This window comes from Vicinamibacterales bacterium, assembly GCA_036012125.1.
Lineage (GTDB): Bacteria > Acidobacteriota > Vicinamibacteria > Vicinamibacterales > UBA823 > UBA11600.
The window spans coordinates 1-22,143 of record DASCOS010000025.1 but is presented as its reverse complement, the minus strand read 5'-3'; the positions used below and the strand labels follow the sequence as shown (position 1 = coordinate 22,143).

The 22,143-nt window shown below is 53.7% G+C and carries 21 protein-coding genes and 1 tRNA gene; 18 read left to right on the top strand and 4 right to left on the bottom strand.

Annotated elements, in window-relative coordinates; genetic code table 11:
- Positions 1-3: 3 nt before the first annotated feature.
- The 8 genes from QGH09_08610 to QGH09_08575 all read left to right on the top strand — a co-directional run bounded on the left by QGH09_08610 (position 4) and on the right by QGH09_08575 (position 10,333).
- Positions 4-1,341, top strand: coding sequence for an MFS transporter (locus QGH09_08610; GenBank protein HJO18244.1), 1,338 nt, complete (start codon positions 4-6; stop codon positions 1,339-1,341).
- A gap of 20 nt (positions 1,342-1,361) precedes the next feature.
- Positions 1,362-2,315 carry a reductive dehalogenase domain-containing protein gene (locus tag QGH09_08605; GenBank protein HJO18243.1) on the top strand — a complete coding sequence of 318 codons (954 nt, stop codon included), beginning with the start codon at positions 1,362-1,364 and terminating at the stop codon, positions 2,313-2,315.
- A gap of 5 nt (positions 2,316-2,320) precedes the next feature.
- Positions 2,321-3,772: a UbiD family decarboxylase gene (locus QGH09_08600; protein HJO18242.1), complete on the top strand. Its 1,452-nt coding sequence runs from the start codon at positions 2,321-2,323 to the stop codon at positions 3,770-3,772.
- 50 nt (positions 3,773-3,822) lie between these two features.
- On the top strand, positions 3,823-5,322 hold the full coding sequence (locus QGH09_08595; GenBank protein ID HJO18241.1) for a 4-hydroxyphenylacetate 3-hydroxylase N-terminal domain-containing protein: 1,500 nt from the start codon (positions 3,823-3,825) through the stop codon (positions 5,320-5,322).
- 38 nt (positions 5,323-5,360) lie between these two features.
- Positions 5,361-6,245 (top strand): hypothetical protein, encoded by an 885-nt coding sequence (locus QGH09_08590; GenBank protein ID HJO18240.1) that lies wholly within the window; start codon positions 5,361-5,363, stop codon positions 6,243-6,245.
- A gap of 21 nt (positions 6,246-6,266) precedes the next feature.
- Positions 6,267-7,277 carry a hypothetical protein gene (locus tag QGH09_08585; GenBank protein HJO18239.1) on the top strand — a complete coding sequence of 337 codons (1,011 nt, stop codon included), beginning with the start codon at positions 6,267-6,269 and terminating at the stop codon, positions 7,275-7,277.
- Positions 7,278-7,529: 252 nt separating this feature from the next.
- A complete protein-coding gene (locus QGH09_08580) occupies positions 7,530-8,879 on the top strand; it encodes a VCBS repeat-containing protein (GenBank protein ID HJO18238.1) in 1,350 nt (449 codons plus the stop codon).
- A gap of 29 nt (positions 8,880-8,908) precedes the next feature.
- Positions 8,909-10,333, top strand: coding sequence for a tetratricopeptide repeat protein (locus QGH09_08575; GenBank protein HJO18237.1), 1,425 nt, complete (start codon positions 8,909-8,911; stop codon positions 10,331-10,333).
- A 14-nt stretch (positions 10,334-10,347) separates the two neighbouring features.
- On the opposite strand, the gene QGH09_08570 is transcribed toward QGH09_08575, so the two are convergent.
- The 4 genes from QGH09_08570 to QGH09_08555 all read right to left on the bottom strand — a co-directional run bounded on the left by QGH09_08570 (position 10,348) and on the right by QGH09_08555 (position 12,764).
- Entirely contained in the window at positions 10,348-11,349 is a 1,002-nt protein-coding gene (locus tag QGH09_08570) for a hypothetical protein (protein HJO18236.1), read from the bottom strand.
- Between the two features lie 65 nt (positions 11,350-11,414).
- Entirely contained in the window at positions 11,415-11,762 is a 348-nt protein-coding gene (locus QGH09_08565) for a septum formation initiator family protein (GenBank protein ID HJO18235.1), read from the bottom strand.
- 8 nt (positions 11,763-11,770) lie between these two features.
- Positions 11,771-12,199 carry a MarR family transcriptional regulator gene (locus QGH09_08560; protein HJO18234.1) on the bottom strand — a complete coding sequence of 143 codons (429 nt, stop codon included), beginning with the start codon at positions 12,197-12,199 and terminating at the stop codon, positions 11,771-11,773.
- A gap of 124 nt (positions 12,200-12,323) precedes the next feature.
- Entirely contained in the window at positions 12,324-12,764 is a 441-nt protein-coding gene (locus QGH09_08555; protein ID HJO18233.1) for a hypothetical protein, read from the bottom strand.
- Positions 12,765-12,994: 230 nt separating this feature from the next.
- Here QGH09_08555 and QGH09_08550 point away from each other — a divergent pair, with 230 nt between their 5' ends.
- The 10 genes from QGH09_08550 to QGH09_08505 all read left to right on the top strand — a co-directional run.
- Positions 12,995-13,729 (top strand): pyridoxine 5'-phosphate synthase, encoded by a 735-nt coding sequence (locus QGH09_08550; protein HJO18232.1) that lies wholly within the window; start codon positions 12,995-12,997, stop codon positions 13,727-13,729.
- A 19-nt stretch (positions 13,730-13,748) separates the two neighbouring features.
- Positions 13,749-14,963, top strand: a complete 1,215-nt coding sequence (locus tag QGH09_08545; GenBank protein ID HJO18231.1) for a DSD1 family PLP-dependent enzyme — start codon at positions 13,749-13,751, stop codon at positions 14,961-14,963.
- A 120-nt stretch (positions 14,964-15,083) separates the two neighbouring features.
- On the top strand, positions 15,084-15,452 hold the full coding sequence (locus QGH09_08540; GenBank protein ID HJO18230.1) for a hypothetical protein: 369 nt from the start codon (positions 15,084-15,086) through the stop codon (positions 15,450-15,452).
- Positions 15,453-15,756: 304 nt separating this feature from the next.
- The gene (locus QGH09_08535; protein HJO18229.1) at positions 15,757-16,446 is read left to right on the top strand and encodes a protein-L-isoaspartate(D-aspartate) O-methyltransferase; all 690 of its coding nucleotides are present in this window, start codon (positions 15,757-15,759) and stop codon (positions 16,444-16,446) included.
- Positions 16,447-16,562: 116 nt separating this feature from the next.
- Positions 16,563-17,393 (top strand): prephenate dehydratase, encoded by an 831-nt coding sequence (gene pheA / locus QGH09_08530; protein ID HJO18228.1) that lies wholly within the window; start codon positions 16,563-16,565, stop codon positions 17,391-17,393.
- A 243-nt stretch (positions 17,394-17,636) separates the two neighbouring features.
- On the top strand, positions 17,637-18,038 hold the full coding sequence (locus QGH09_08525) for a hypothetical protein (protein ID HJO18227.1): 402 nt from the start codon (positions 17,637-17,639) through the stop codon (positions 18,036-18,038).
- Entirely contained in the window at positions 18,039-18,824 is a 786-nt protein-coding gene (locus tag QGH09_08520) for an enoyl-CoA hydratase/isomerase family protein (GenBank protein HJO18226.1), read from the top strand. It abuts the gene before it with no gap.
- Between the two features lie 145 nt (positions 18,825-18,969).
- Positions 18,970-21,195: a carbohydrate binding family 9 domain-containing protein gene (locus tag QGH09_08515; protein HJO18225.1), complete on the top strand. Its 2,226-nt coding sequence runs from the start codon at positions 18,970-18,972 to the stop codon at positions 21,193-21,195.
- Between the two features lie 118 nt (positions 21,196-21,313).
- Positions 21,314-21,399: transfer RNA gene (locus QGH09_08510), tRNA-Leu, on the top strand.
- A gap of 192 nt (positions 21,400-21,591) precedes the next feature.
- A partial coding sequence (locus tag QGH09_08505) for a PQQ-binding-like beta-propeller repeat protein (GenBank protein HJO18224.1) occupies positions 21,592-22,143 on the top strand: 552 nt, incomplete at its 3' end.

The following is a 22,143-nucleotide window of genomic DNA, read 5'->3' as shown; positions in this document are numbered from 1 at the left end:
ACTATGAACTTCCCGACAGATCTTGGTGCCACACCGCGTGTATCCAGCAGTTGGTGGATCGTGTTCGCCGGATTCATTAGTATCGTTTTTACTTTTGGTGTGCCCACGCTGGTGATGCCGGTAATTTATGGACCGATCATTGACGAGTTCGGATGGACGAGGACACAGGTGACATTGGTGGTGACCTTGAAATTCGGTGCGGGCGCGGTATTTGGAATTTTCTTTGGCGCGCTCATCGACAGATTTGGTGTCCGCCGCATTGTTACGACCGCTTCCATCGTCTCAGCTGTGGCGATGGCGAGCTTCCTTCTCGTTCAGTCGCTCTGGCAGTTTTACGCTGTCGGGTTGATACTCGGGTTGGGTTCGATCACGGTGATGATCGCGGTGAAAGTAATTGTCTCGAAGCGATTTATGCGTCAACAGGGACTCGCCATTGGTGCAGCCCTTTTAGGAACTGCCGTTGCCGGCACGTTCACACCGAGATTGGCAACCATGCTAGTTGGTCTCTATGGTTGGCGGGAAGCCCTTGCGTTTCTCAGCGTTGGGATCTGGGTCGTGGCGTTACCAACGTTCCTTTGGATCGTTAAAGATCTCGAGCAGGACGAGCCACAGGTCGAGTCTGATGCTAGGTCACCTGCGGTGATGCCAGAACAGTTGGCCGCCGCCGGAATGAATTTCAACGATGTGATCCGAAGTCGTTCGTTCTGGATGATCGGCTTGGCCGTCATGCTCATTGGATTTGTTGACCAGTCAGTGGGTCAACATATGGTGATGTATCTCGACAGGGATGTAGGGCTAGGACCGGTGGTCGCTGCGAATGTGCTCACCGCTGTCTTTACTATCAGTATTGTGGGCAAACTCGGATTCGGGTGGCTCTACGACAAGCTGTCGGTTCGTGGTGTGATGGTGTGCTATTTCCTAATGGCCGTGGCTGTAGTGTTGTTGTTTCCGGCCCAGGTGCTGTCAATACTGATTTTATTTAGTATCGTGCGGGGCTTGGCCCACGGAGGCGCCATAGTTGATATTCCGGTGTTGTCGAAACACTGCTTCGGACCCAAGGTGCTTGGGAAAACGATTGGCATTTTGACCGCATGCGTTACAGTCGGGTTTGCTCTCGGACCACCGATTGTCGGGTTTTTGTATGACACCCAAGGGAACTACAGAATCGCCTTCTTTCTTCTTATCGGGGTGTCTATCGCTGCTGGGCTCTCCCTGTTGGGTGTCAAGGCGACCTACCGAGAACGCGTTGTGGCGCTGGAGCGAGCTGCAGAGGAGGGCACATCTGAGCCTGAACCAGCGTGGAACTCACTTAGTCGTGAGCGAGGCAAATCGTCCGGTTAGCGTTTAGTCCAGATTATTCGATGGGCAAGATCAATATTAACCAGGCTAAGCGTCCAACTCGCACCCAACAGGAAGGGATGATGACTTCCGGTGGGTCGGGGTTTCGTCGGCGGATGCCGGCATCGGCCCAACGCCATATCTTCCTCCGTCGAGAGGTGCTTTGGCCAGCGCGTGAGGCTCTCGTCAATCCCGACCGAACCGAGATTCAAGATGTTGACGGAAAGACTAAAGAGATCAAGCGGCTTGTCCTGGAGATGGGGGCTGAACTGGTCGGCGTTGCAGAGTACGATCCGAGATTCTTGTTCACTGATGTTTCAGAGCGCGCGCATCAATTTGTGATTGTCTTTGGCCTTTCGATGGCCTTCGACAGCATGATCGATATTGGTCCTCGGTCGCAGGCTGAGGTGCACCGGGTTTACTATCGTCTTGACGATATGGCTAATCGCCTTGCCCATCAGATAGGCGCCTATGGCTACAGTGCTTGTGCCCAGACGAACCGCGGAGATTTTCCACTGCCGGCTTACGCATACTTGGCTGGACTCGGCGAATTAGGAAAGCACGGTTCACTCATTTCACCAGAACTTGGTTCCTCGTTCAGACTGGTGGCTGTTTCAACGGAGATGCCACTCAAGCCGGACGGGCCTAAGGATTTTTGGTTTGATGAGGTGTGCGCATCGTGCAACATCTGCACCCGTTTCTGTCCGGGTGATGCTATCAAGCCGGATAAGCAGGAGGTAAACGGAATTGTTCGGTGGCAGGTTGATACGCCAGCGTGTAAACCTTGGTTTCTTAAGTTGCATGGGTGCAAGATCTGTCTGATGGTCTGTCCGCTTAATACGCGGGGAAAGCTTAAGACTGCATTTCAGGCTGTTGCAGAGGACATCCGTCAGGTTAAGGATGCCACTGGAATGGTCGAGTTGATTGAGCAGCGAACAGGTGAGGATTACGCAAACGTTGATGTCGAAGATGAGTAGCCCCCATGTATAACGCATACGATCAACCACATCAAGACTTACGTGATCTACTGAAGCGTGCGGAAGCGGTAAACGAACTTCTTACAATCGACGGCGTGAATTGGAACCTTGAGATGGGCGCATTAACGGAGGTTATTCACCACGCCAGACCGAATCCGCCAGCAATTCTCTTCCAGCGCATTCCGGGTTTCCCAGAAGGCTTTCGCGTGGTATCGGGTGCCTCGAATTCAAGTCGACGACTTGCCATTACCCTTGGCTTTCCGGAGCCGAAGACGCCCATGGACGTTGTGCATGCCTATCGGAACCGGATGAAGACGCATACGCCGCTTTCACCGGAGACCGTCGATCAGGGTCCGATCCTCCAGAATATCGACCGTGATGATGCCGTGGACGTGCTGAAGTTTCCTGTGCCGTTGCTGCATGAACGAGACGGCGGACGATACATTGGAACGGACGACCTAGTCATCATGTACGACCCCGACGACGATTGGGTGAATGTGGGCACCTATCGGTCGATGGTTCATGATCGCCGAACGGTAGGACTTTGGATGTCCCCCGGGAAGCATGGTCGGCAGATTCGGGAGAAATATTTTCGCGAAGGAAAACCGTGTCCGGTTTTGATTAGCTGTGGCCACGACCCGCTGCTGTCTCTCGGAGCGGGTAATGAGCTGCGTTTTGGCCTTTCCGAGTTCAGCTGGGCTGGTGGTCATCGAGGACTCCCGGTGCAGACGATCCGGTCCGAGCGGTATGGGCTGCCGATGCCAGCGCATAGTGAGATCGTTCTTGAGGGTGCGATGTATCCTGATGATACGAAGTCAGAAGGGCCCTTCGGTGAGTTCACCGGCTACTACGCTAGTGAGGTTAGCGATGAGCCGGTTGTGCGCATTGAACGTGTCTATTACCGTGACGACCCAATTTTGACGATGGCAAGCCCAATGCAACCTCCCTCGGACTTCTCGTTTAGTAAGTGCGTCATGAAGTCTGGCATGATCTGGGACGAGATCGAACACGCTGGCTTGAATGGTGTACAAGGCGTTTGGTGCCATGAAGCGGGTTCCGCCAGGCTCTTCAATGTCGTATCGATTCGGCAGGCCTACGCCGGCCATGCGAGACAGGCTGGGTTACTGGTATTGTCCTGTCAATCAGGTAACTATCTCGGCAGGTATGTTGTGGTTGTCGATGAGGATGTTGACCCAACTGATATGTCTGAAGTGCTTTGGGCAATGTCCACGCGGAGTAATCCGGCGGAGGATATCGAGCTAATACGTCGGACCTGGAGTGGGCCACTCGACCCAATGCTTCGGCCGGGTGAACGATTGAACTCAAGGGCGATCATTGATGCGTGCCGCCCGTTCGAGTGGCGCGATGAATTTCCACCTGTGACGCGAGCCAGCCCCGAGTTACGGGAAGCAGTGTGTAAGAAATATAAAGCAGTTCTTTCCAAATTCGATATCTAGTTAGGTCCTGAAGGTTCGGAAAGATTCGAATTGTGAGCGGAGTAATTAACATGCATGAGGAAACGGCATCGCAACGAAATATTCCGGCTATGGATGTTGCTAAAGGCACAGGTGCGCTCGATGGCAAGCGGTATTTAGAGGGTTTGCGCGATGGTCGCGAAGTCTGGTATCGGGGTGAGCGAATTGACGATGTGACGAGTCACCCTGAGTTTGCCCAGATGGCAAAGAGCATCGCACGTATCTACGATATGCAGCATGCTCCAAAGACGCGGGATGTGATGACCTATGAGCAGGATAACGGCCTTCGCGCTTCATACTCCTACTTTCTACCGACTAAACCAGAGCATCTGTTGCTTCGGCGGCGGAACACCGAAGTGTGGGTCCGCGAAGTCTTTGGCATGTGCGGGCGATTGCCTGATTTTTGTGCCTCGATGGTGATTGGCTACTACGATATTCGCCATGAGCTCGCTAAACTCAATCCAGACCTCGCTCGGAATACCGAAACATATTTGAAGTATGCGCGGGACCATGATCTGTGCCTATCGCATGGTCTCCACGACCCTTGTATGGATAAGTCGCTGCGGCCGTCGCAGGACCCCGACCGGTGTGTGCGTGTTGTCAAAGAGCGGGACGATGGGATCGTGGTACGAGGAGCCAGATTCAATACCTTCGGCGTGTTCTCGAACGAAATCCTAATCTCTCCAACCTACATGTTCACTGAGGACGAGCCTGAGTTTGCTCTTTGGTTCACCATTCCGTGCAATGCTCCAGGTCTCAAACAGGTGACTCGCGAGGTGTTCTCAGGGCGGAATCCGTTAGATCATCCGGTGTCTGCACGTTTTGATGAGGTCGACTCGTTGGTAATCTTCGACGACGTTTTCGTACCCTGGGAGCGGGTATTCCTTTATAGGGAGCCGTTGGGTGCTAACCGCCTGTTCCGTGGCAATGTTATGTCGTGGGCGAGCTATGCGGGGTCGGTGCTGACGCAACTCAGGATGGAAGTGCTGGTGGCTGTGGCACACCTGTTGGCTACGACCTCTGGGGTGGATAAGCGACCGAATGTCTTATCTACCCTCGGTGAGATGTGTACCTACCTGTCGTTAGCCCGCACGAACCTCCGCGCAGGCGAGATTGACTGTGAACGCACCCCTGGTGGACATTACCGCACAGCAGCAGCACCAGAGCGTCGTGCATTGGTGACGATGGTTTCAGAGCGGTTCGTCGAACTGGTCGAGCACATCGGCACAAGCTCGATTATCTTTCTGCCGACGGCCGAGGACTGGACGGCGCCAGAATTGAAGAAGCATCTTGATGTGTACATGCGAGGTAAGGGCACGTCACCGCTTGATCGCTACAAGCTCTGCAAATTGGCTTGGGACCTCACTGGCGACGGCTATGGTGGTCGTCAGCAACTCTACGAGAGACTGCATTCTGGTGACCCAACCATGGTAGTCCAGAATGCGTACCGTCGATTCGACTTGTCGGCGGGTATTGACTTGGTCGCAAGATTTCTTGAGCTAGAACAGCCTGTAGAGGGTGCGTCAAAGTAGTCGTGTTCACTTGTGGAATACGAGTTAGGATAGATTCGGTGGAGAAATTTATTATCGTACCGCACATGCGGCTTCAGGAATGGGTAGCCGAGGAGCACGGTTATTTTGAGGCTGAAGGGTTGGACTACGAGTTCCGCCTAGGGCGAGACCAGGTAGCTAGTGTCAAGACGGCTGAGGAGTTACCGCCTGACCAGTGGAGTGGGGCGTATCAGACGTTTGAGGGACAGGGGCGTGGCTGCTCGGTTAGTTCAGCCTGCCACTGGACGGTGAATATGGCGGCCTCATCGGGTCGTGGGCGTTTATGGGGAGAGGCTTATTCGGTCAGTCCATCGGGCATTTACGTACCACCCGATTCGTCAATCAAGCGGCCAGAGGACCTCGCTAACGTGCCGATCACTGTGGGCTACCAGTCCGGAAGCCACTATTCGACGATTCAAAGTCTTGAACCGTTTTTGGACCGTTCCGAGATCAAACTGCACTTCGGCGGGATGTTGTTTCAGCGGCTGGAGTTGCTCGTCGACCGTGCCGTGCCTGCGGGTAATGCGTTTGGTGGTCCGTCCTATCTGGTTGAGCAGCTCGGCTTCCGGAAGATCGTCGATACGACGTTTATGGTTGCGGCAATGGTGGCTGATGATGCGAACCTTGAGGATGTCCGCAAGTGCTATCGAGCTTTGAAGAAGGCGCAGGTTGATTTGGACCTGCACCCTGAACTGTACACTCACTACTATAAGAAAGACTTTCCTGAACGGTTCCACGGCATTATGGATACTCGGCTCTTCGGGCCCGGGGAGCGGGTTGTCTTCGAACCGTATACTGAGGAGATGTTCAACGCCACTCGAGTGTGGGTTGAGGATTGGCAGATCTTTCCCGAGGGCAAAGGTGGCGACGCTGACTATGAGGCGTCGGTCCTCAGGGTCAGCTAATTACTTGGAGGTTGTTCGCAAATGGCAATGATCACATTCGCCCTAGGAACGTCACACGGTCCGTTGCTTTCGACTCCGCCAGAACAATGGGACCAACGTGTGGAGGCGGATCGACAGAATCCTAAGCATCCATTTCGTGGAGGAACTTATACATTTGATGAACTTGTTGCTCTGCGTGCGAAAGAGGACCTCGGGGCACAGGCAGCGCTCGATGTGCGAACTGAGCGTCATGCATCATGCCAACGGGCAATCGGGGAACTTGCGGAGCAATTTTCAGCGGCTGCAGTCGATATTCTTGTAATCATTGGTAACGATCAACGTGAGATTTTTAAGGACGAACTTACGCCAGCTCTCAGCGTGTTCCACGGTGAGTCGGTGGACAATGTCCCGCCCTCGAAGGAGAGGCTAGCAAAAATGCCACCCGGACTTGGCGCGTCGCACTGGGCGAATAGTCCACCTGAGGGAGCCACCTACCCCTGCGTACCTGAACTAGGCGAGCACATTCTCAGGTCGACCGCAGATGCAGGCTTCGACGCCGCGGCGATGAAGGCGCTGCCGGAAGGGCCCCGTGGTCGAAAAGGGATCCCGCATGCGTTTGGGTTTGTCTACCGCCGCATCATGAACGATCAAGCGGTGCCCGCGGTTCCGGTCGTGCAGAACACATTCTTTCCGCCCAATCAGCCTACAGTTGGTCGCTGTTTTGACTTCGGCCGTTCGATTGGCCGCGCTGTGGCGTCCTGGGATCGCGATGCGCGGGTTGGTGTCATCGCTTCCGGTGGACTCAGCCATTTCGTAATTGACGAAGAGTTCGATGCCGAGTTGCTGAAGGCGCTTAAAGGTGGCGATCGCGACCAACTTACCCGCATCCCAGCCGATCGATTCCGTTCGGGTACTTCGGAGAGCAAGAATTGGATCACGGTGGCTGGGTTATTGGCCGACAGCGGACTTCAGATGCGCGTCGTCGACTATGTTCCCTGCTACCGGTCCGATGCTGGTACCGGGAATGCGATGGGCTTTGCTGTTTGGGAGTGACCGTAGGTAAAGAAGGTATTCAAGTTCAACCGAAAGTTTTCGCTTTGACCTGCTGATCGGTCATTACTGTCGTGAGCCGACAGGTCTCAAGGTAACAATTCTTTCAGACCAGGGCGTCGGGGAGGCCTAGGTCGTCTCTCAGTTGGTGATGACCAAGCCACTAGCGGTGTGGTTAGGTAACCAACTCCACAAAGTGTCCTGCCCATCCATTCTAAATCCGACAACTTTTGACGAAACGCTATACTGAACCGTATGGCTTACCCGCGACCTTCTCTACTATTTGGATTGGCGGCGCTCGCTATCATTATCTTTGTCCCGTGGTTTCTGGTATCCCGAGAAGCTGAACGGCAAGGGCGTTCGGTCAATGAACTGATCGGCCTAATCGTGGCCCTGCGCGACGATCGGGCCGTCTCGACTCCAGTTGATAAGAGGGCAGAACGTCGTTTTTTTGAACGCCGTTCGATCGGGCGTTCCCTCGGAGGTTCGCAGCCATGGATTAGCCATGTCAACATTGTCGATCTTGATCAGGATGGTTTTACCGATGTGGTGTTGTGTGATGCCACCATGAATCAGGTTGCGTGGATCCGTCAGGAGGTGGGTGGTTCCTTTACTGAGACGCTCCTCGGCGACGCAATTCTGGCACCAGCTCATGTGACGCCAAGCGATGTTGACTTGGATGGTGATATTGATCTCCTTGTTGCGAAGATGGGAGCGATTCTTCCGAATAACGACAAGATTGGTAGTGTCGTTGTGCTTGAGAACGATGGTCAAGAGGAGTTTACGACACGCATTCTACTCGACGGTCTAGCACGTGTTACAGACATCGAGCCTGGGGATTTTGATGGAGATGGTGATATCGATCTTGTGGTTGGTCAGTTTGGCTATGACGATGGTGAAATTCGGTGGATGGAAAATCTTGGAGGGTGGAATTTCGAGAGCCACAGTTTACTAGAACTTTCGGGAACCATCCATACGCCGGTCGGTGACCTCGACGGTGATGGAGACCTGGACGTCGCGGCTGTCGTTTCTCAGGAATGGGAAGAGATCTATGTATTCGAGAATGATGGCAAAGGTATGTTCGATCGACACTTGATTTATGGTGCGACGAATGATGACTTCGGCAGTAGCGGTATCTCTTTAGTTGACTTGGACCTTGATGGCGATCTGGACGTGCTCTACTCGAATGGCGACGCCTTTGACTACATTCCGCCTGGGCCACGTCCGTGGCACGGAGTGCAATGGCTGGAAAATAAAGGTGACTTGAGGTTTACCTACCATCGGATTGGTGACTTTCCTGGAGCTTATTTTGCGAACGCAGTTGACGGCGACCTCGATGGTGATTTGGACGTGTTCGTCGTTAGTGCCTTTAACGATTGGGATTCTCCGGAAGCTGCATCGCTTGCATGGTTTCAAAACGACGGTGAAATGGAATTTGCTCGTCGAATATTGGCCACAGAGCCAACCCATTTACTAGCACTCGCTAGCGCTGACATGGATGGTGATGGACTTGTCGACCTAGTTACAGGCGCAATGCACGTTTCGCCGCCCTACGATCGGATGAGCCGGGTGACACTTTGGCGAAACACCTGGAGAGATCCGTAACAGGGAGGGAAACATCAACCACGAGCAATATGGTTAAAGCTGCAAAACGACAGGCACACGCTGGTCGTCAAGCCGGACCGGCGACGACACGAGATGCTAGGTTGCCGTTAAGGGTGTTGCTAATTGCCCTTGTCCTTGTCGTTATGGCTGGGTCCGTGGCGTGGTTCACCTCGAAACTCCTGATGAGGGTTGAGCTGCCTGAACAGCTTGCTGAGTCGGCATTGCTCACTACGGTTCCGGACCTGCCTGACACAGTAGGTGCTCTGCCTGCCTTTGAGCTTGCTGTTACTGAGGGCGATCGACTTTTACGCCAAGCTATTCGCTCTGGTGCATCACCCGACACCGTGGGAGAGATGGCGGGCCGCCTTGGCAACCTTTATCAGGCCAATACCCACGGTGAACTTGCGGAAGCATGCTACAGGCTGGCGACTGATCTCGCCACGGACAACCCGCGGTGGCCGTATCTACTGGCATACAGGCTACAAGAGCGCGGAGAAACTGAGACAGTTACTCCACTTTTAGAACGTACGGTCGAGCTTGAGCCGAATTATGCCCCGGCCTGGTTGAAACTTGCCGAGAACCGCTTTAAACAAGGAAAGTTTGACGAAGCTAAGGCTGCCTACGAGCGGCGGCTTGCGCTGACGGCAGGTGACCCGTGGGCACTTTTGAGTCTCGCGCGTTTGGCTATTGAGGTCGGTGAGTGGAGCCAGGCTGAATCTCATCTCCTGGTTGCTGTTGAGGCGGCACCTCAGTTTGCTGCCCTTCACCGATTACTGGCCACGGTACATGAACATTACGGGCAAACGGCAGCCGGGGACGCTTCACGCCAGCGGGCGAACGAGTTAGGTCGCTTCTACGCTGCGCCTGACCCTTGGGTTGATGGCCTGATTGCTCAATCGTTTGATGTCGATTGGCTGTTGCTCAACGTTTCGCGCTATGCCTTGCTAGACCCCGACCTCTCGCGTCTGCTCTTCGAGCGGGCTCGTCGCTTGGCACCAGAGGATCCGGATGTCTATGTCGTTCTTCACGAGCATGTGGAAACGTTAGAAGAGGCACGCCGGGCACTCGAAACAGCCATTTCATTGGACAACTCGCACCCTTTGGCGCACATGCGGCTCGGCGAACTTCTTTATCGGCAAGGGGAGCATGCCCAAGCGGTCGAACTTCTGGGTCGTTCTATACACCTTGGTGCTGACACGGCCGATGCGCACAGGTATTTAGGACTTGCGTTGACTGCGCTGGGAAGGCTCGATGATGCGGTGGTATCTCTGGAACAGGCAGTCGCTCGAGCCCCTGGGGATGCCGACATTCACTACAGCTTTGCCTATGTCCTTGAACGGGCCGGTCGTCAGGTTGACTCAACACGCGAACTACGGAGAGTTCTAGAACTTAATCCTGGACACGAACTTGCGGAGCGCGCCCTCGCGATCAGTAATTCTGGCAACGAGCGCTGACCCGAAGGTGAGGGCTAAGGTGTTGCTGGACTGGCGTCGCGGTCAGCAAGGTAGGCAACTATGCTGGCCGCTTGTTCGTCGCTCAGCCACGCCCATCCAGCCTCCCGCTGCATGCGACGCACAGTTTGCGCCCACCAGTACCGGTCCCGATGTGTTACCTCGATGCGTGTGCCTGTATGGCAACGCGTGCACTTTATCTGCATCAGATCAAGCGCGCCCTCGGGTTTGCCACCATTCACTATTGGGCCTACTGACAATTCGTGTAACTTGCGCATCAACGGAGTCTCGATTCCAGAACCGTAGTCACTCAGAGATAGATGGTGCTCTGCCTTATCAGGAAGACCAAGGTTGACGTAGGCGCGTGCCAAATACTTATGGCACAGCGAGAGTCGCGGGTGTGTATCTAGGATCGGAATTAGTAACGCGAGAGCCTCATTCCACCTTTCAGCGATGAGTGCCAGGCGCGCTTGGCCTAGTGCGGCCAAGGGTTGTGACCGTTCAAGGGTGAGTGCCTTGGTGAAGTGTATGGCGGCATCGTCAGGCCGGTTCCACTTTAGGTACAGGTCGCCTAATTCGGCCAGCACCTCTGCGCTATCCGACTTATATTCGAGAGCTTCCTGAAAGAATGTTTCGGCCTTCTGGAAATCAAAAACAGATTTTTCCAAGAAAGCTTGGTAATAGACCCATCGATATTCATTGGGCGCAATGTTTCTAGCCAGTGCATAGGTTTGCCGTGCCTCATCCGTGAATCGATAAGCGTGGTAGGTCATGCCAAGACGACCGATCCGCTCAGCTGACAGCGGTTCCTGTCGCGCGAGCCGATCAGCCTCGTGAAACAATTCAATCGATGATTTGTTCTGATAGACAAAATTAGGAAGTAGGGGCAGTCGAGAAATTAGGGGTTCGCGTTCACGCTGACAAGCCGCGCTAAAAGGTAAAACTACAAGCAATAGCAGGGCGGTGAGACTAGTGCACCATCTGGGCATTGTATTGGAGCAAGTGTATAACCGTCTCATCGTAACATCGCTGATCGATCAAACTTCGGCGACATTCTAGCGACACCATCGAATGGTGGCCGGTCTCAATTGGGTCTCCGAGTTATCTCAGTCGTTTCACCAACGACGAAGAGGACCTCCCCGGGCACGATGAGACCCATCTCTCCTCGCGCCACACCTTCGATTGCCTTGGAATCACGGCGTAAGCGATCCTCTATTCCTGACAGTCGCCGGTTTTCGACCTTTACCGCTGTAACAGCGTCGGTGAGTGCACGACGCTCACGTGATGCTTGCAACATGTCAGTTAATCCGCCGTCTCCAATGAACGTTTGCGTGACGAAAAACGCAGTAGCGAACCAGAGCACCAAGCGAATAATTTTCCAGGCTCCGATTGATTCTACTTGACCGGTTCTAACCTGAGCACCAGGTTCCATAGCGATTCTCACTCCGCACGACCTGTGTCGACAACGAGTTCCTCGAGGGTTGAAGCGATCCTTCTTATGCCACGTATGTCTGCACGAACCGATCGGCGGATGATTTTGTTTTCGAGGGCGTGCAATGCCGTGCGGATAGCTTTAGCTGGAATGGTCCCAGCCAGCGTTAACTTAACGTTAAATGATCGCCGGTCGGTCCGGCTTGTCTCACGGGTTATAAAGCCACGAGCAACTAATCTGTCGAGAATGCTGGTCAGGGTAGACGGCTTATGGCCCAAGGTATGGTGCAGATTACGAATTGTGATTTCTCCGCGTACGTGGAGCACAGCTAGTACATGCGCTTCAGGTTGAGTGATGCCGTAATCCCTTCGAAACTTGCCCAGGTAAAGCGTCACAAGCTGTGCAGACCTTTGCAGATTTGAGGTTAAATCGAGCATTGATTGTCGCCAGCAGACACTTCAAGATAATACGGTACCAAATAATACAATATCGTAATATATAAAAACAACTGGATCAAGTGGCGTTTGTAGGAGTTCTTTTGCGGCCGGATGCTAGGGGTGGTTAAGGGTAGAGTTCAACGATTCTTTGCAGGAACCAGTAGAGGCCGACCAGAGCTATTGCAAGTGAACAGGGCAGGCTGACGCGTGTTCGGTACCACCTTCGATGTTGAGTCCAGCCAAGTAATAGGAACACTGCGAGGAGGACGGTCAGTCGTTTATTGAGGGATGATTTTTGCATGGTGGCTAAAGTACATGCCAAGGTAGCTGAATTCGCGCCCAAACCAACGCCTAGTGCGAGCGCGTCCAGGTCAGTCGTGACATCGATTTGATACTTGCCATCCGCTCTTATTACGAGAACAATGATCAGTGGTGGCTTGTTAGTGCCACCGAACCGGTCGAGATTACTGAGGAGGTGCCACCAGAACCGGAAGTTGCCACGGTTCTGGGTGCTGGGCGGCTTCGGTTGATCGGCACGCTCGATGAGTTCGGTGTAAGTAACCACGCGGGTCACAAAATTCGCGTCAAAGGCATTCTGCTTAAGGACGATGACGAGACGCGTCTTAACTTAACCTCAATCAGACACATGCTGCCATCTTGTGAATAGGATGCCCGTCCGATGGAGCCGAAGGTGTTTTCACGCCTTCCAGAGCTTTGTCTGAAGTCGGGTGTTACAACTATGACGTTGACTTACGGCCGTCTGCATCGGTCGGCGTGGGAACTCGGATATAAGCTATGACACGACTCAGCGTGAACCTGAATAAGGTAGCGCTACTGAGAAACACGCGTGATGTTGGAGTGCCTGACGTCTTGCGTGCAGCACGCATTGCGGTTGATGCTGGTGCCTCTGGCGTGACAGTACATCCACGACCGGACGAACGGCATACCCGACCATCCGACGTTTTTAACTTATCGAGCTTTACCCAAGATGCTGGAGTTGAATTCAATATTGAAGGTAATCCGACCAAGAGTTTTCTTGCACTGGTGCACAAGGTAGTGCCGGCGCAGTGCACTTTGGTGCCTGACGCCCCAGATCAACGAACGTCGGACCATGGCTGGGATCTTGGATCGGACGGTGACAGACTACGCCCGATAATTTCGGACTTACGATCTCGAGGAATTCGGGTATCGTTGTTTATGGATCCTGATCCGGTGGTTATTGCCAATGCTGCAAAAGTCGGCGCTGACCGAATTGAGATTTATACGGAGCCTTATGCGAAGGCCTTTGGAACACAGGATCAGGCATCAAACCTCGACGCATGCGCCAAATGTGCGGAGGAGGCCGAGCGCATGGGACTTGGCGTCAATGCTGGTCACGATCTAAATTTGCACAACTTGCCAGCATTAGTTCAGAGCGTGCCAGGTATTGTTGAAGTGTCGATCGGGCACGCATTAATTGCGGATGCGCTGGAGCTCGGTCTGCGTGAGACGGTAGGGGCTTACCTAAGTGCGCTTTCCTCGGCCAAGTAACCCTCGGCGCGAGGTAGAAATGAGTATTACGCGACGTGACTTTCTCGGCTCTTCGATCGGCGGCTCCGCTGCGTTGGCTGGAATGACGACTGTGGAAACCGGACAGCTTCACCGTGCCATTCCACTCCCTGAAGAGACGCGGCTTTGGGACTTAGCCACACCGGCCTTGGTTGTCGACGCAGATAGCCTGGAGTCGAACTTACGTAAAATGCAAGATGTTTACAGTGGCAATTCAGCAGCACTTCGCCCCCATGCAAAGACCCACAAATGTCCAGTGATTGCTCGCCAGCAACTTGACCTCGGAGCGATAGGTATTGCAGTCGCTAAGATCAGCGAAGCTGAGGTGATGGTTGAAGGTGGTATCGAACCTATTCTCATTACCTCTCCCATCGCTACCCGTGGCAAGCTCGCGAGACTCCTCGCCCTGGCACGGCAAGCCCCGAACTTACAGATCGTAACAGACCGATTGCAGAATGTTCGGGATCTCAATGACGGTGCCACTGCGGTCGGCATTATGTTGCAGGTTTTTGTCGACCTGAATGCGGGTGATGATCGTACGGGCATTATGCTTGGTGAGTCGGCTATCACATTAGCCGGTGAAGTGGCGCGTGCCGAATCACTCGAGCTGGTGGGGGTGCAGGCTTATGCTGGGCGCCTCCAACACGTGGTCGGTTGGGAGGCCCGGCGCAAGCAGTACGTTCAAATGATGGGACAAGTCATGGAGACGGTGACCGGGATGCGGCAGGCTGGACTTGATGTGCCCGTCGTCACCGGTGGTGGAACCGGTACCTACGATATTAATAGTGAGATTGATGGAATGACCGATATTCAAGCCGGTTCTTACATTTTCATGGATGATAACTACCAAGACATCGGTGGGCGATCAGGCCAAGTCTTCAACGATTTTGACTCATCACTCTTCGTATTAGCCACGGCGATCAGTCAACCAATCCAGGGACAGGTTACGGTCGATGCGGGCATTAAGGCCTTTGCAACGGACAAGGAGCCTCCGCGCCTTCGGGATATTAAGGGGGTGGACTACAGGTTTGGCGGTGATGAGCACGGCATTCTCAATCTTACTGAGCCATCAGAGCCAATTGCTGTGGGAGATAAGGTGCGGCTAACGATCCCGCATTGTGATCCCACCGTGAATCTCTACGACCATCTGCATGTTGTGCGAGGTGAGAAAGTTTCAGAAGTCTGGCCAATCGCGGGGAGAGGGCGATCGCAGTAGTAACCGATTCCCACGGTTCAGTCGGTAAACAAGAGGTTCTTGTGTCCGAAATGGGCTTTTCGGATAAGTTCGGGGATGGCTTCTTCCACCAGCAAGTGCCGGGAGGCTATAATTAGCGCTATGTGGACCAAGATGATGTCGGGGCCTCGGAAGCGGGCTCCTAAGAACGTTGCGGTGATCGACCCGGATCGCTGTTTCGGTGCGTTGGCCTGCTCTATCTGTCAGGCAGCGTGTCCGATTGAGAATTGCATCATTGAGGAGCCCGATCGAGACGGACGGCTGGTTTGCGCAGTTCGGGTTGATGCGTGCATCGGTTGTGGGTTGTGCGTTGCGTTGGGGAACGAGACCGCCCCCCAGGCGCGTGACTTCGGCTGTCCGGCTGACTTCGACGCTATTGATATGATGACCTACGATGATGTGGTGAAAAGTTTAGAGATGGTCTCAGAGCCTGACGTGGAAGCAAACGTCAGTGAAGTGGTGGGCCCCTGATCCTCGCTGATAGCTCGCTTCATTCACCAACCGCAACAATCGGATTTGAACCGGCACGCTGGACATCGCCAGACAGAGTGCATTCTGAACATCTCGGCACCGCAGCGCTCGCTGATCGCCGGTTCGTCTCCGGTTTGACGGGCTGATTGACTCGATTTCAGCCTTCTTGGTTGATCCGCTGATTTTCCTTCCGATGTTTCTGACATGGTAGGGATTATACTCATTCACTTCGTTCTTGACGTTCCATGCCATGTGATTTTCCTCGCTCCTGTAAGTAGGCCTGAGCAAGCTGAGTTCGAGGATCGTGTCTAAGATTCCTAGAGGTGAAGCCTTCGCCGACGAGGCATTGACTAACCTCCGATTGGCGATGGTGAGTGAGCAAATTGCTGGCCGAGGTATTCATGACTCGCGCCTACTGCAAGCGATGCGCGAAGTGCCCAGGCACGAGTTTCTTCCCAAGAGCGCTAGGGACAATGCCTACGAAGACCGCCCGCTTTCAATCGGTGAAGGTCAGACTATCTCTCAGCCGTATATCGTGGCTGCCATGATCGAGCCGCTTGATTGTGGCTCCAAGGATCACGTACTTGATGTTGGCACGGGATCAGGTTACCAGGCTGCGGTATTGGCACAACTGGTTCGTAGTGTGGTTTCGATCGAATATAGGCCATCGCTAGCGGCTAGGGCTAGAAAGACCCTGGCCCGGCTGGGGATCTCAAACGTTACGGTTCTCGATGGTGACGGTAGTGATGGTTCACCAGTCTTTTCGCCCTACGATGCTATTGTAGTTGCCGCCGGTGCACCCGAGGTGCCGTCCGACCTCATTTCCCAGCTCAGCAAGCGTGGAAAGATGGTCGTGCCTGTGGGTACAATCGATTTACAGCACCTAACATTTTTTCGTCAGTCCGGTCAGGGTTTAAGTGAGGAGGTAAGGGAGGGTTGCGTGTTTGTGCCTCTGGTTGGTCGACAAGGGTGGAGGCATTCGGGAGCGAAATAACGTAAGCTGGAAGGCAGTGCTCTACTAAGGATGTGAACTCGGGAGGGCTTCATTACTGATTAGACGAGGCCACCAGCTAGCGTAATTAGAGAGTGCGAGAGGAAGGAGCACGATCCATGCGTATCGCATTTCAAGGCGCGCCCGGAGCCTACAGTGAGGCGGCTGGACTTCGGTTTAAGCCGTCAGCTGAGCCGATGGCCTGTAAGAGTTTTGAGGAAGTTTTTTCGGCAGTCCAGGACAAGAAAGCCACTCATGGGATCGTGCCGATTGAGAATACCATCGGTGGCACCATCAGGCGTAACTACGATCTACTGCTTAGACATGAGTTGCCGATTGTGGGGGAAGTGCATCTACCGGTCATTCATAATCTGGTGGCGTTAGAGGGAACGACCCTTACAGATGTCAAGCGTGTCTATTCGCATCCCCAAGCACTGGCCCAGTGCGAACGTTTTCTCCTAGGTTTAGAGGGCGTTGAGGTCATCGCGAATTATGACACTGCCGGTAGTGCGAAGATGATTAGTGAGTCCAACCTGAGAGATGCTGCGGCCATTGCGTCAGATCGGTCGGCCGAAGTATTCGACTTGTCGATTCTTAAATCTGGCGTCCAAGATTTTTCTGAGAACATTACGCGCTTTCTTGTTATTTCGCGCGAAGCTCTCACGCAGGGCAAGGCTGACAAGACCACGATCGCGTTCACGGTGCCAAATGAGCCTGGCGCGCTGTTTAAAGCGCTTAGTGTTTTCACGTTGCGGAACATCGATTTAGGTAAACTAGAATCTCGTCCGATTCCCGCTAGGCCTTGGGAGTATCTATTTTTTGCAGATTTGAAAACGGACCGTGAAGATTCCCGCTGCGCTAGAGCGCTTATGCATCTTGCCGAATTCGCACCCCTCGTCCGGACTCTTGGCTCATATCCAAGTTGGAAGGAACCTGAGTTAAGCGAGTGAGGAGTCGAAGTGAGGTATCAGACTACATAGTTCGTTAAGAGTTTGGGACGCCCCACAACAGTCGTCAATGGTTCTCATTTTTGGCGTGTGAAGCACTACGGTGGGGTGTGGCGTCAGATGCGCGCATAGTTTATTGAGTGACAGGATGCCGAATCGGTTAGCGGGTGAGGATTTGTCTGTGCTACTCAGACTGAGGGAGGACTACGATGGTGCGGAACCATCAGCCAGTTGACCGGAGACGAGGTGTGGGTCAACCAGATCGAGAAAACACTCGGCCGTCTGAGCGGTAACAATGGGTCTTTGGCGCGCATTATGCCGATGATGATGGCGGGGCCCTCGGTGTATCATCAGCCTCGGCCGCAAGTTGTGATTGTTTGTCACCGCGATGGTGTGAGCACGCGTGCAATGCTGGCTGCGCTAGCTTCGTGCTACATACCTGCTACGGTTGTCCTATTGGTTGAGCCAGGTGACCATCAATCACGTATGGTCGATCTGCTGCCATTCGTAGGTAATATGAAAATGCTCGATGGTTCAGCGACGGCTTACGTGTGTAAGGATTTTTCCTGCGATGCACCGACCACGGACATTACCGTGCTTGTAGAAGCGATCGATCCACGTTCGACCGAGGCAAAAAGTAGTTCGTGAGTGTGTTACCTGACCATGGCTGAACATGTGAATCTGTCGGTTCGCCAGGATGAAATGCGTGCCCGAATTGTCCTTAATAGTCCGAAAGGTAACGTTCTCACAACGGCGGTCGCTCAAGCGATTCGTACGAAACTAGCCTTGCTCAATGAGGTCATGTCGCTTCGGCTCGTGACGGTCGAAGGCGCCGGTCGGGATTTTAGCTTCGGTGCTAGTATCCAAGAGCACGCTTCGGATCGGGTAGAACGGATGCTGCCGGAAATGAACGGCATGATCCGTGACCTGCTCGATGTGCCAGTCCCGACGGCAGCCGTGGTGAAGGGTCGTTGCTTGGGTGCTGGATTTGAGCTTGCACTTGCGTGCGACTTTATTTTTGCCGCTGATGATGCGGTCCTTGGACTACCCGAGGTCAGGCTTGCCGCGTTTCCGCCGGCGGCCTCAGCACTGTTACCTATGAGACTTGGATACGCGCGTGCAACCGACGCTATTCTAACGGGCGAAGCCCACTCCGGAGCAGAGTGGCACGCGGCTGGGTTGGTGGCCCAGGTGTTTGCGCTAGACCAAATTGACGCTGAAGTTGAGGCTTGGTTTGATCGGAACCTGTCAGGACGATCAGCGTCAGGGTTGCGCCACGCTGTAGCTGCCTCTAGGCTCGGGCTGCGCAAGCACGTCGCTCAGGTTTTGCCAGTTTTGGAGCGACTTTACCTGAATGAACTCATGCAAACGGCCGATGTTAACGAAGCCGTCACGGCTTTTCTTGGGAAGCGCGCTCCTAACTGGACCGACTGATTCGATCGTTCTACCGTAACCGGCTACAATGAAAGGCTGAAAAAAATCGCCTAGGCACGCGTCCGCATGAAAGGACGCTTGTCCACTTTGATTCTGGACCATTGTTCTTGGCCCCGTTCTCTTCTGCGGCACTAGGTATTCTCTAATGACTACGCGGCGTCTTATTTCGGTTGGTTACACCGTCTGCTTCCTCCAGCTTGTCGGGGCCTCATCACTCGCATATGGGCAAAATGAATCGTCGAATTCACCGCGCTCCTTTGAGGCGCTGAGACTGGACCCCGAGGAACGAATTGAACTCGACGGCATTCTGGCAGAGTCAGCATGGGATCGAGCTGAACCAGCAGGGGAATTTGTTCAGCAAGAACCCAACGAAGGCGGTACACCGACTGAGCGGACGGAGGTATACGTCGTCTACAACCGTGATTTCCTTTACATTGGAGCGATCCTTCACGATAGTGAACCGCAGGCGCTCCTCGGCCACCAAAAGCAGCGAGATCAGGGTCTTGGGTCGGACGATCGATTCATGTGGATTTTAGATACGTTTCTGGATGGACGAACCGCATATTTCTTTGAAACCAATCCTGCTGGTCTGTTGGGTGATGGTCTCATGCGCTCTATGAGTGGGCGGCGTGGTTTGTCGAAGGAATGGGACGGGATCTGGAATGTTAAGACTGCCCGTGCTGACTACGGTTGGTCGCTTGAAATCGAAATTCCATTTCGGACGCTCAATTTTGACGAATCACTTGATACCTGGGGAATAAACTTCCAACGAACTGTCCGTCGGAAACAGGAGGAAATGCTCTGGACTGGATACCAGCGTAATCAAGGATTGTTTAGGGCGATTCATGCTGGGCGGGTCACCGGTCTTCATGGCATATCGCAAGGTACGGGGCTTGAGGTAAAGCCTTATGGAGCTGCGGCCTGGCGTGAAGTTAACGACGAAGCTGTTGTGCCAACTGACATAGGGTTTGACCTGAACTATAACCTTACGTCGAGCCTCAAGGCTGCTGTCAGTGTCAATACCGATTTCGCGGAGACAGAAGTGGACCGCCGGCGGGTCAATCTCACAAGATTTCCGTTGTTCTTTCCTGAACGACGAGACTTTTTTCTCGAGAACGCCAGTCTTTTCCACTTTGCAGGTTCTAATGGCATAACACCTTTCTTTAGTCGCCAGATTGGGCTGGCTGGTGGCAAAGAAGTGCCGATCATTTTCGGTAGTCGATTAACCGGACAGGCGGGCCCATACGACCTGGGACTCTTGCAGGTGAGGACCGACCAGAGTGATGGACTGGGTGCAGAGGATTTCACGGTTGCTCGTTCGAAGTTCAATTTCTGGAGGCAATCTACTATCGGGGGCATCTACACGCGTCGGGCGACTGCAGGGATCGGCGAGAATCCTGCTCAGTGCGATCGCGCTACCGTTGGTGCAGACTTGGATCTATTCACTTCAACTTTCCTCGGTGATAAGAACCTGCAATTCGAGGCGTTCTATGTATGGCACAACGATCCTGAGCGTAACGGAACGTCGACAACGGGCGATCGGTCATCTCGGGGTATCCGGCTCAACTATCCGAATGACATCTGGCGTGCCCATGTGTCCTACCGAGAGTTCGGAGACGAATTCAAGCCGGCCTTAGGTTTCACACCACGTAACGGTTTTCGCCGTGTCCAGCCGACGATCACGTGGGCACCAAGGCCGCTAAGGTGGAAGAGCGTTCGCCAGATGGAGTTCCAAGTTTTCTATGAGCATCTACTTAATCTTGAGAATGTGTTGCAGACGCGGCAGACAAACTTCACGTTGTTCCAGGTTCGATTTCAAAGTGGAGATTGGTTTGGGATCCGGTCGAATAACACGTTTGAAAGGCTCAACAACCCTTTCGAGATTAGCGATGGTGTCGTGCTGTTGAACGGAGAGTATCAATTTAGTGAGTTCCGAATCGACGCGCGCACGGCGACTCAGCGGGTTGTATCGGGGCACCTCGGACTTAGCAAGGGAGAGTTCTGGTCCGGTCATCGGACGTCGGCGAATGTCAATGTCGACGTAAGGCCATACCAAGGAATCACAATCTCGGCTAACTTCCGTCGAGACGATGTCGACCTGCCTGCGGGTAGGTTTGCAACCGAATTGGTGCGAATGTCTGGCGCATGGCACTTGAGTCCCTGGACGTCTGTAACGGGAAACGTTCAGTACGACTCGGTTAGTGAGGTTGTAGGCCTATTTACTAGGCTGCGATGGATTTTGAGGCCTGGCAGCGAGTTCTTCCTCGTCTATACTCAGAACTGGCAATACGATTTGACTAAGAGTCATGATCGTTTCCTGACTCTGTCACGTGGCGCGACTACAAAAGTGAATTATACGTATCAATTCTGAATTAGTTGGGAGAGGATGGCTAATTAGCTAAGATGCGGACGGGCATTCTATGTGTCTGTCGACCGAGTTAGTTGGGAGAGTCGAAACCCAGTGAATTAAATGGATTAGCTGTCTTTATGCCGGGGTGGCGAAACTGGCAGACGCTCAGGACTTAAAATCCTGTGGCTCTTACGGGCCGTGTGGGTTCGATTCCCACCCTCGGCACTTTGGTTTCGCTAGCGGCATGGCATGCGGTACGAGTAGTGGTAACTGGCGGTACAGAGTTCGTGACGAAGAGTATTTGTCGTTTGTTAAGATGCCGGTGTATGAAGCTTTAGTGTAGGTTGTCCAGATGCAAACCCCGGTTAAGGCAGAGAGTGAGGAATAACGATGAGAGTTAGGCATCGAACTTTCCGGATGAGAACCCTTCTGTTTTGCTTCGGCCTTGTCAGTGCGGTTTTGATGGCGCCCTCTGAAAGCGCCCTCGCTCAGGGTTTGCCGGGCACAGAGGACGGCGAATGGCGTTATTTGGGTGGTGATGCGGGACACACCAGGCACTCAGCGCTGGACCAAATTCATGCTGGCAACTTTGAGGACCTTGAGGTGAAGTGGGTCTGGCGTAGCGATAACTTCGGTCCAAACATCGACTACTTTTCCCGGTCAACCCCAATCTACGTTGACGGAATGCTCTACACGGTTACGACGCCGCGTCGTCAGGTAGTGGCGATCGACCCAGCGACGGGTGAAACGCTCTGGACTTTTCGTGAGCCCGAGACCACCAGACGTAGGCGCTCTCCGAGGCAGGCTTACGGAAAGGGAGCCGCCTATGGTGAGGTGGATGGACGGGGTGTGATTTACATCACGACGCCAGCCTTTTTTCTGTGGGCACTCGACGCCAAGACCGGTCGGCCTCTGGAGAACTGGGGTGCCCCCGTATCGTTGGAAGGTTTTTCCGAAGGAGGTGTCCTT

Coding starts and splice junctions, on each gene's coding strand:
- QGH09_08575 (HJO18237.1), top strand. CDS start 8,909: ATGGTTAAAGCTGCAAAACGACAGGCACACGCTGGTCGTCAAGCCGGA.
- QGH09_08595 (HJO18241.1), top strand. CDS start 3,823: ATGCATGAGGAAACGGCATCGCAACGAAATATTCCGGCTATGGATGTT.
- QGH09_08600 (HJO18242.1), top strand. CDS start 2,321: ATGTATAACGCATACGATCAACCACATCAAGACTTACGTGATCTACTG.
- QGH09_08515 (HJO18225.1), top strand. CDS start 18,970: ATGACTACGCGGCGTCTTATTTCGGTTGGTTACACCGTCTGCTTCCTC.
- QGH09_08545 (HJO18231.1), top strand. CDS start 13,749: ATGAGTATTACGCGACGTGACTTTCTCGGCTCTTCGATCGGCGGCTCC.
- QGH09_08585 (HJO18239.1), top strand. CDS start 6,267: ATGGCAATGATCACATTCGCCCTAGGAACGTCACACGGTCCGTTGCTT.
- QGH09_08570 (HJO18236.1), bottom strand. CDS start 11,349: ATGAGACGGTTATACACTTGCTCCAATACAATGCCCAGATGGTGCACT.
- QGH09_08610 (HJO18244.1), top strand. CDS start 4: ATGAACTTCCCGACAGATCTTGGTGCCACACCGCGTGTATCCAGCAGT.
- QGH09_08605 (HJO18243.1), top strand. CDS start 1,362: ATGGGCAAGATCAATATTAACCAGGCTAAGCGTCCAACTCGCACCCAA.
- pheA (HJO18228.1), top strand. CDS start 16,563: ATGCGTATCGCATTTCAAGGCGCGCCCGGAGCCTACAGTGAGGCGGCT.
- QGH09_08580 (HJO18238.1), top strand. CDS start 7,530: ATGGCTTACCCGCGACCTTCTCTACTATTTGGATTGGCGGCGCTCGCT.
- QGH09_08540 (HJO18230.1), top strand. CDS start 15,084: ATGTGGACCAAGATGATGTCGGGGCCTCGGAAGCGGGCTCCTAAGAAC.
- QGH09_08550 (HJO18232.1), top strand. CDS start 12,995: ATGACACGACTCAGCGTGAACCTGAATAAGGTAGCGCTACTGAGAAAC.
- QGH09_08565 (HJO18235.1), bottom strand. CDS start 11,762: ATGGAACCTGGTGCTCAGGTTAGAACCGGTCAAGTAGAATCAATCGGA.
- QGH09_08560 (HJO18234.1), bottom strand. CDS start 12,199: ATGCTCGATTTAACCTCAAATCTGCAAAGGTCTGCACAGCTTGTGACG.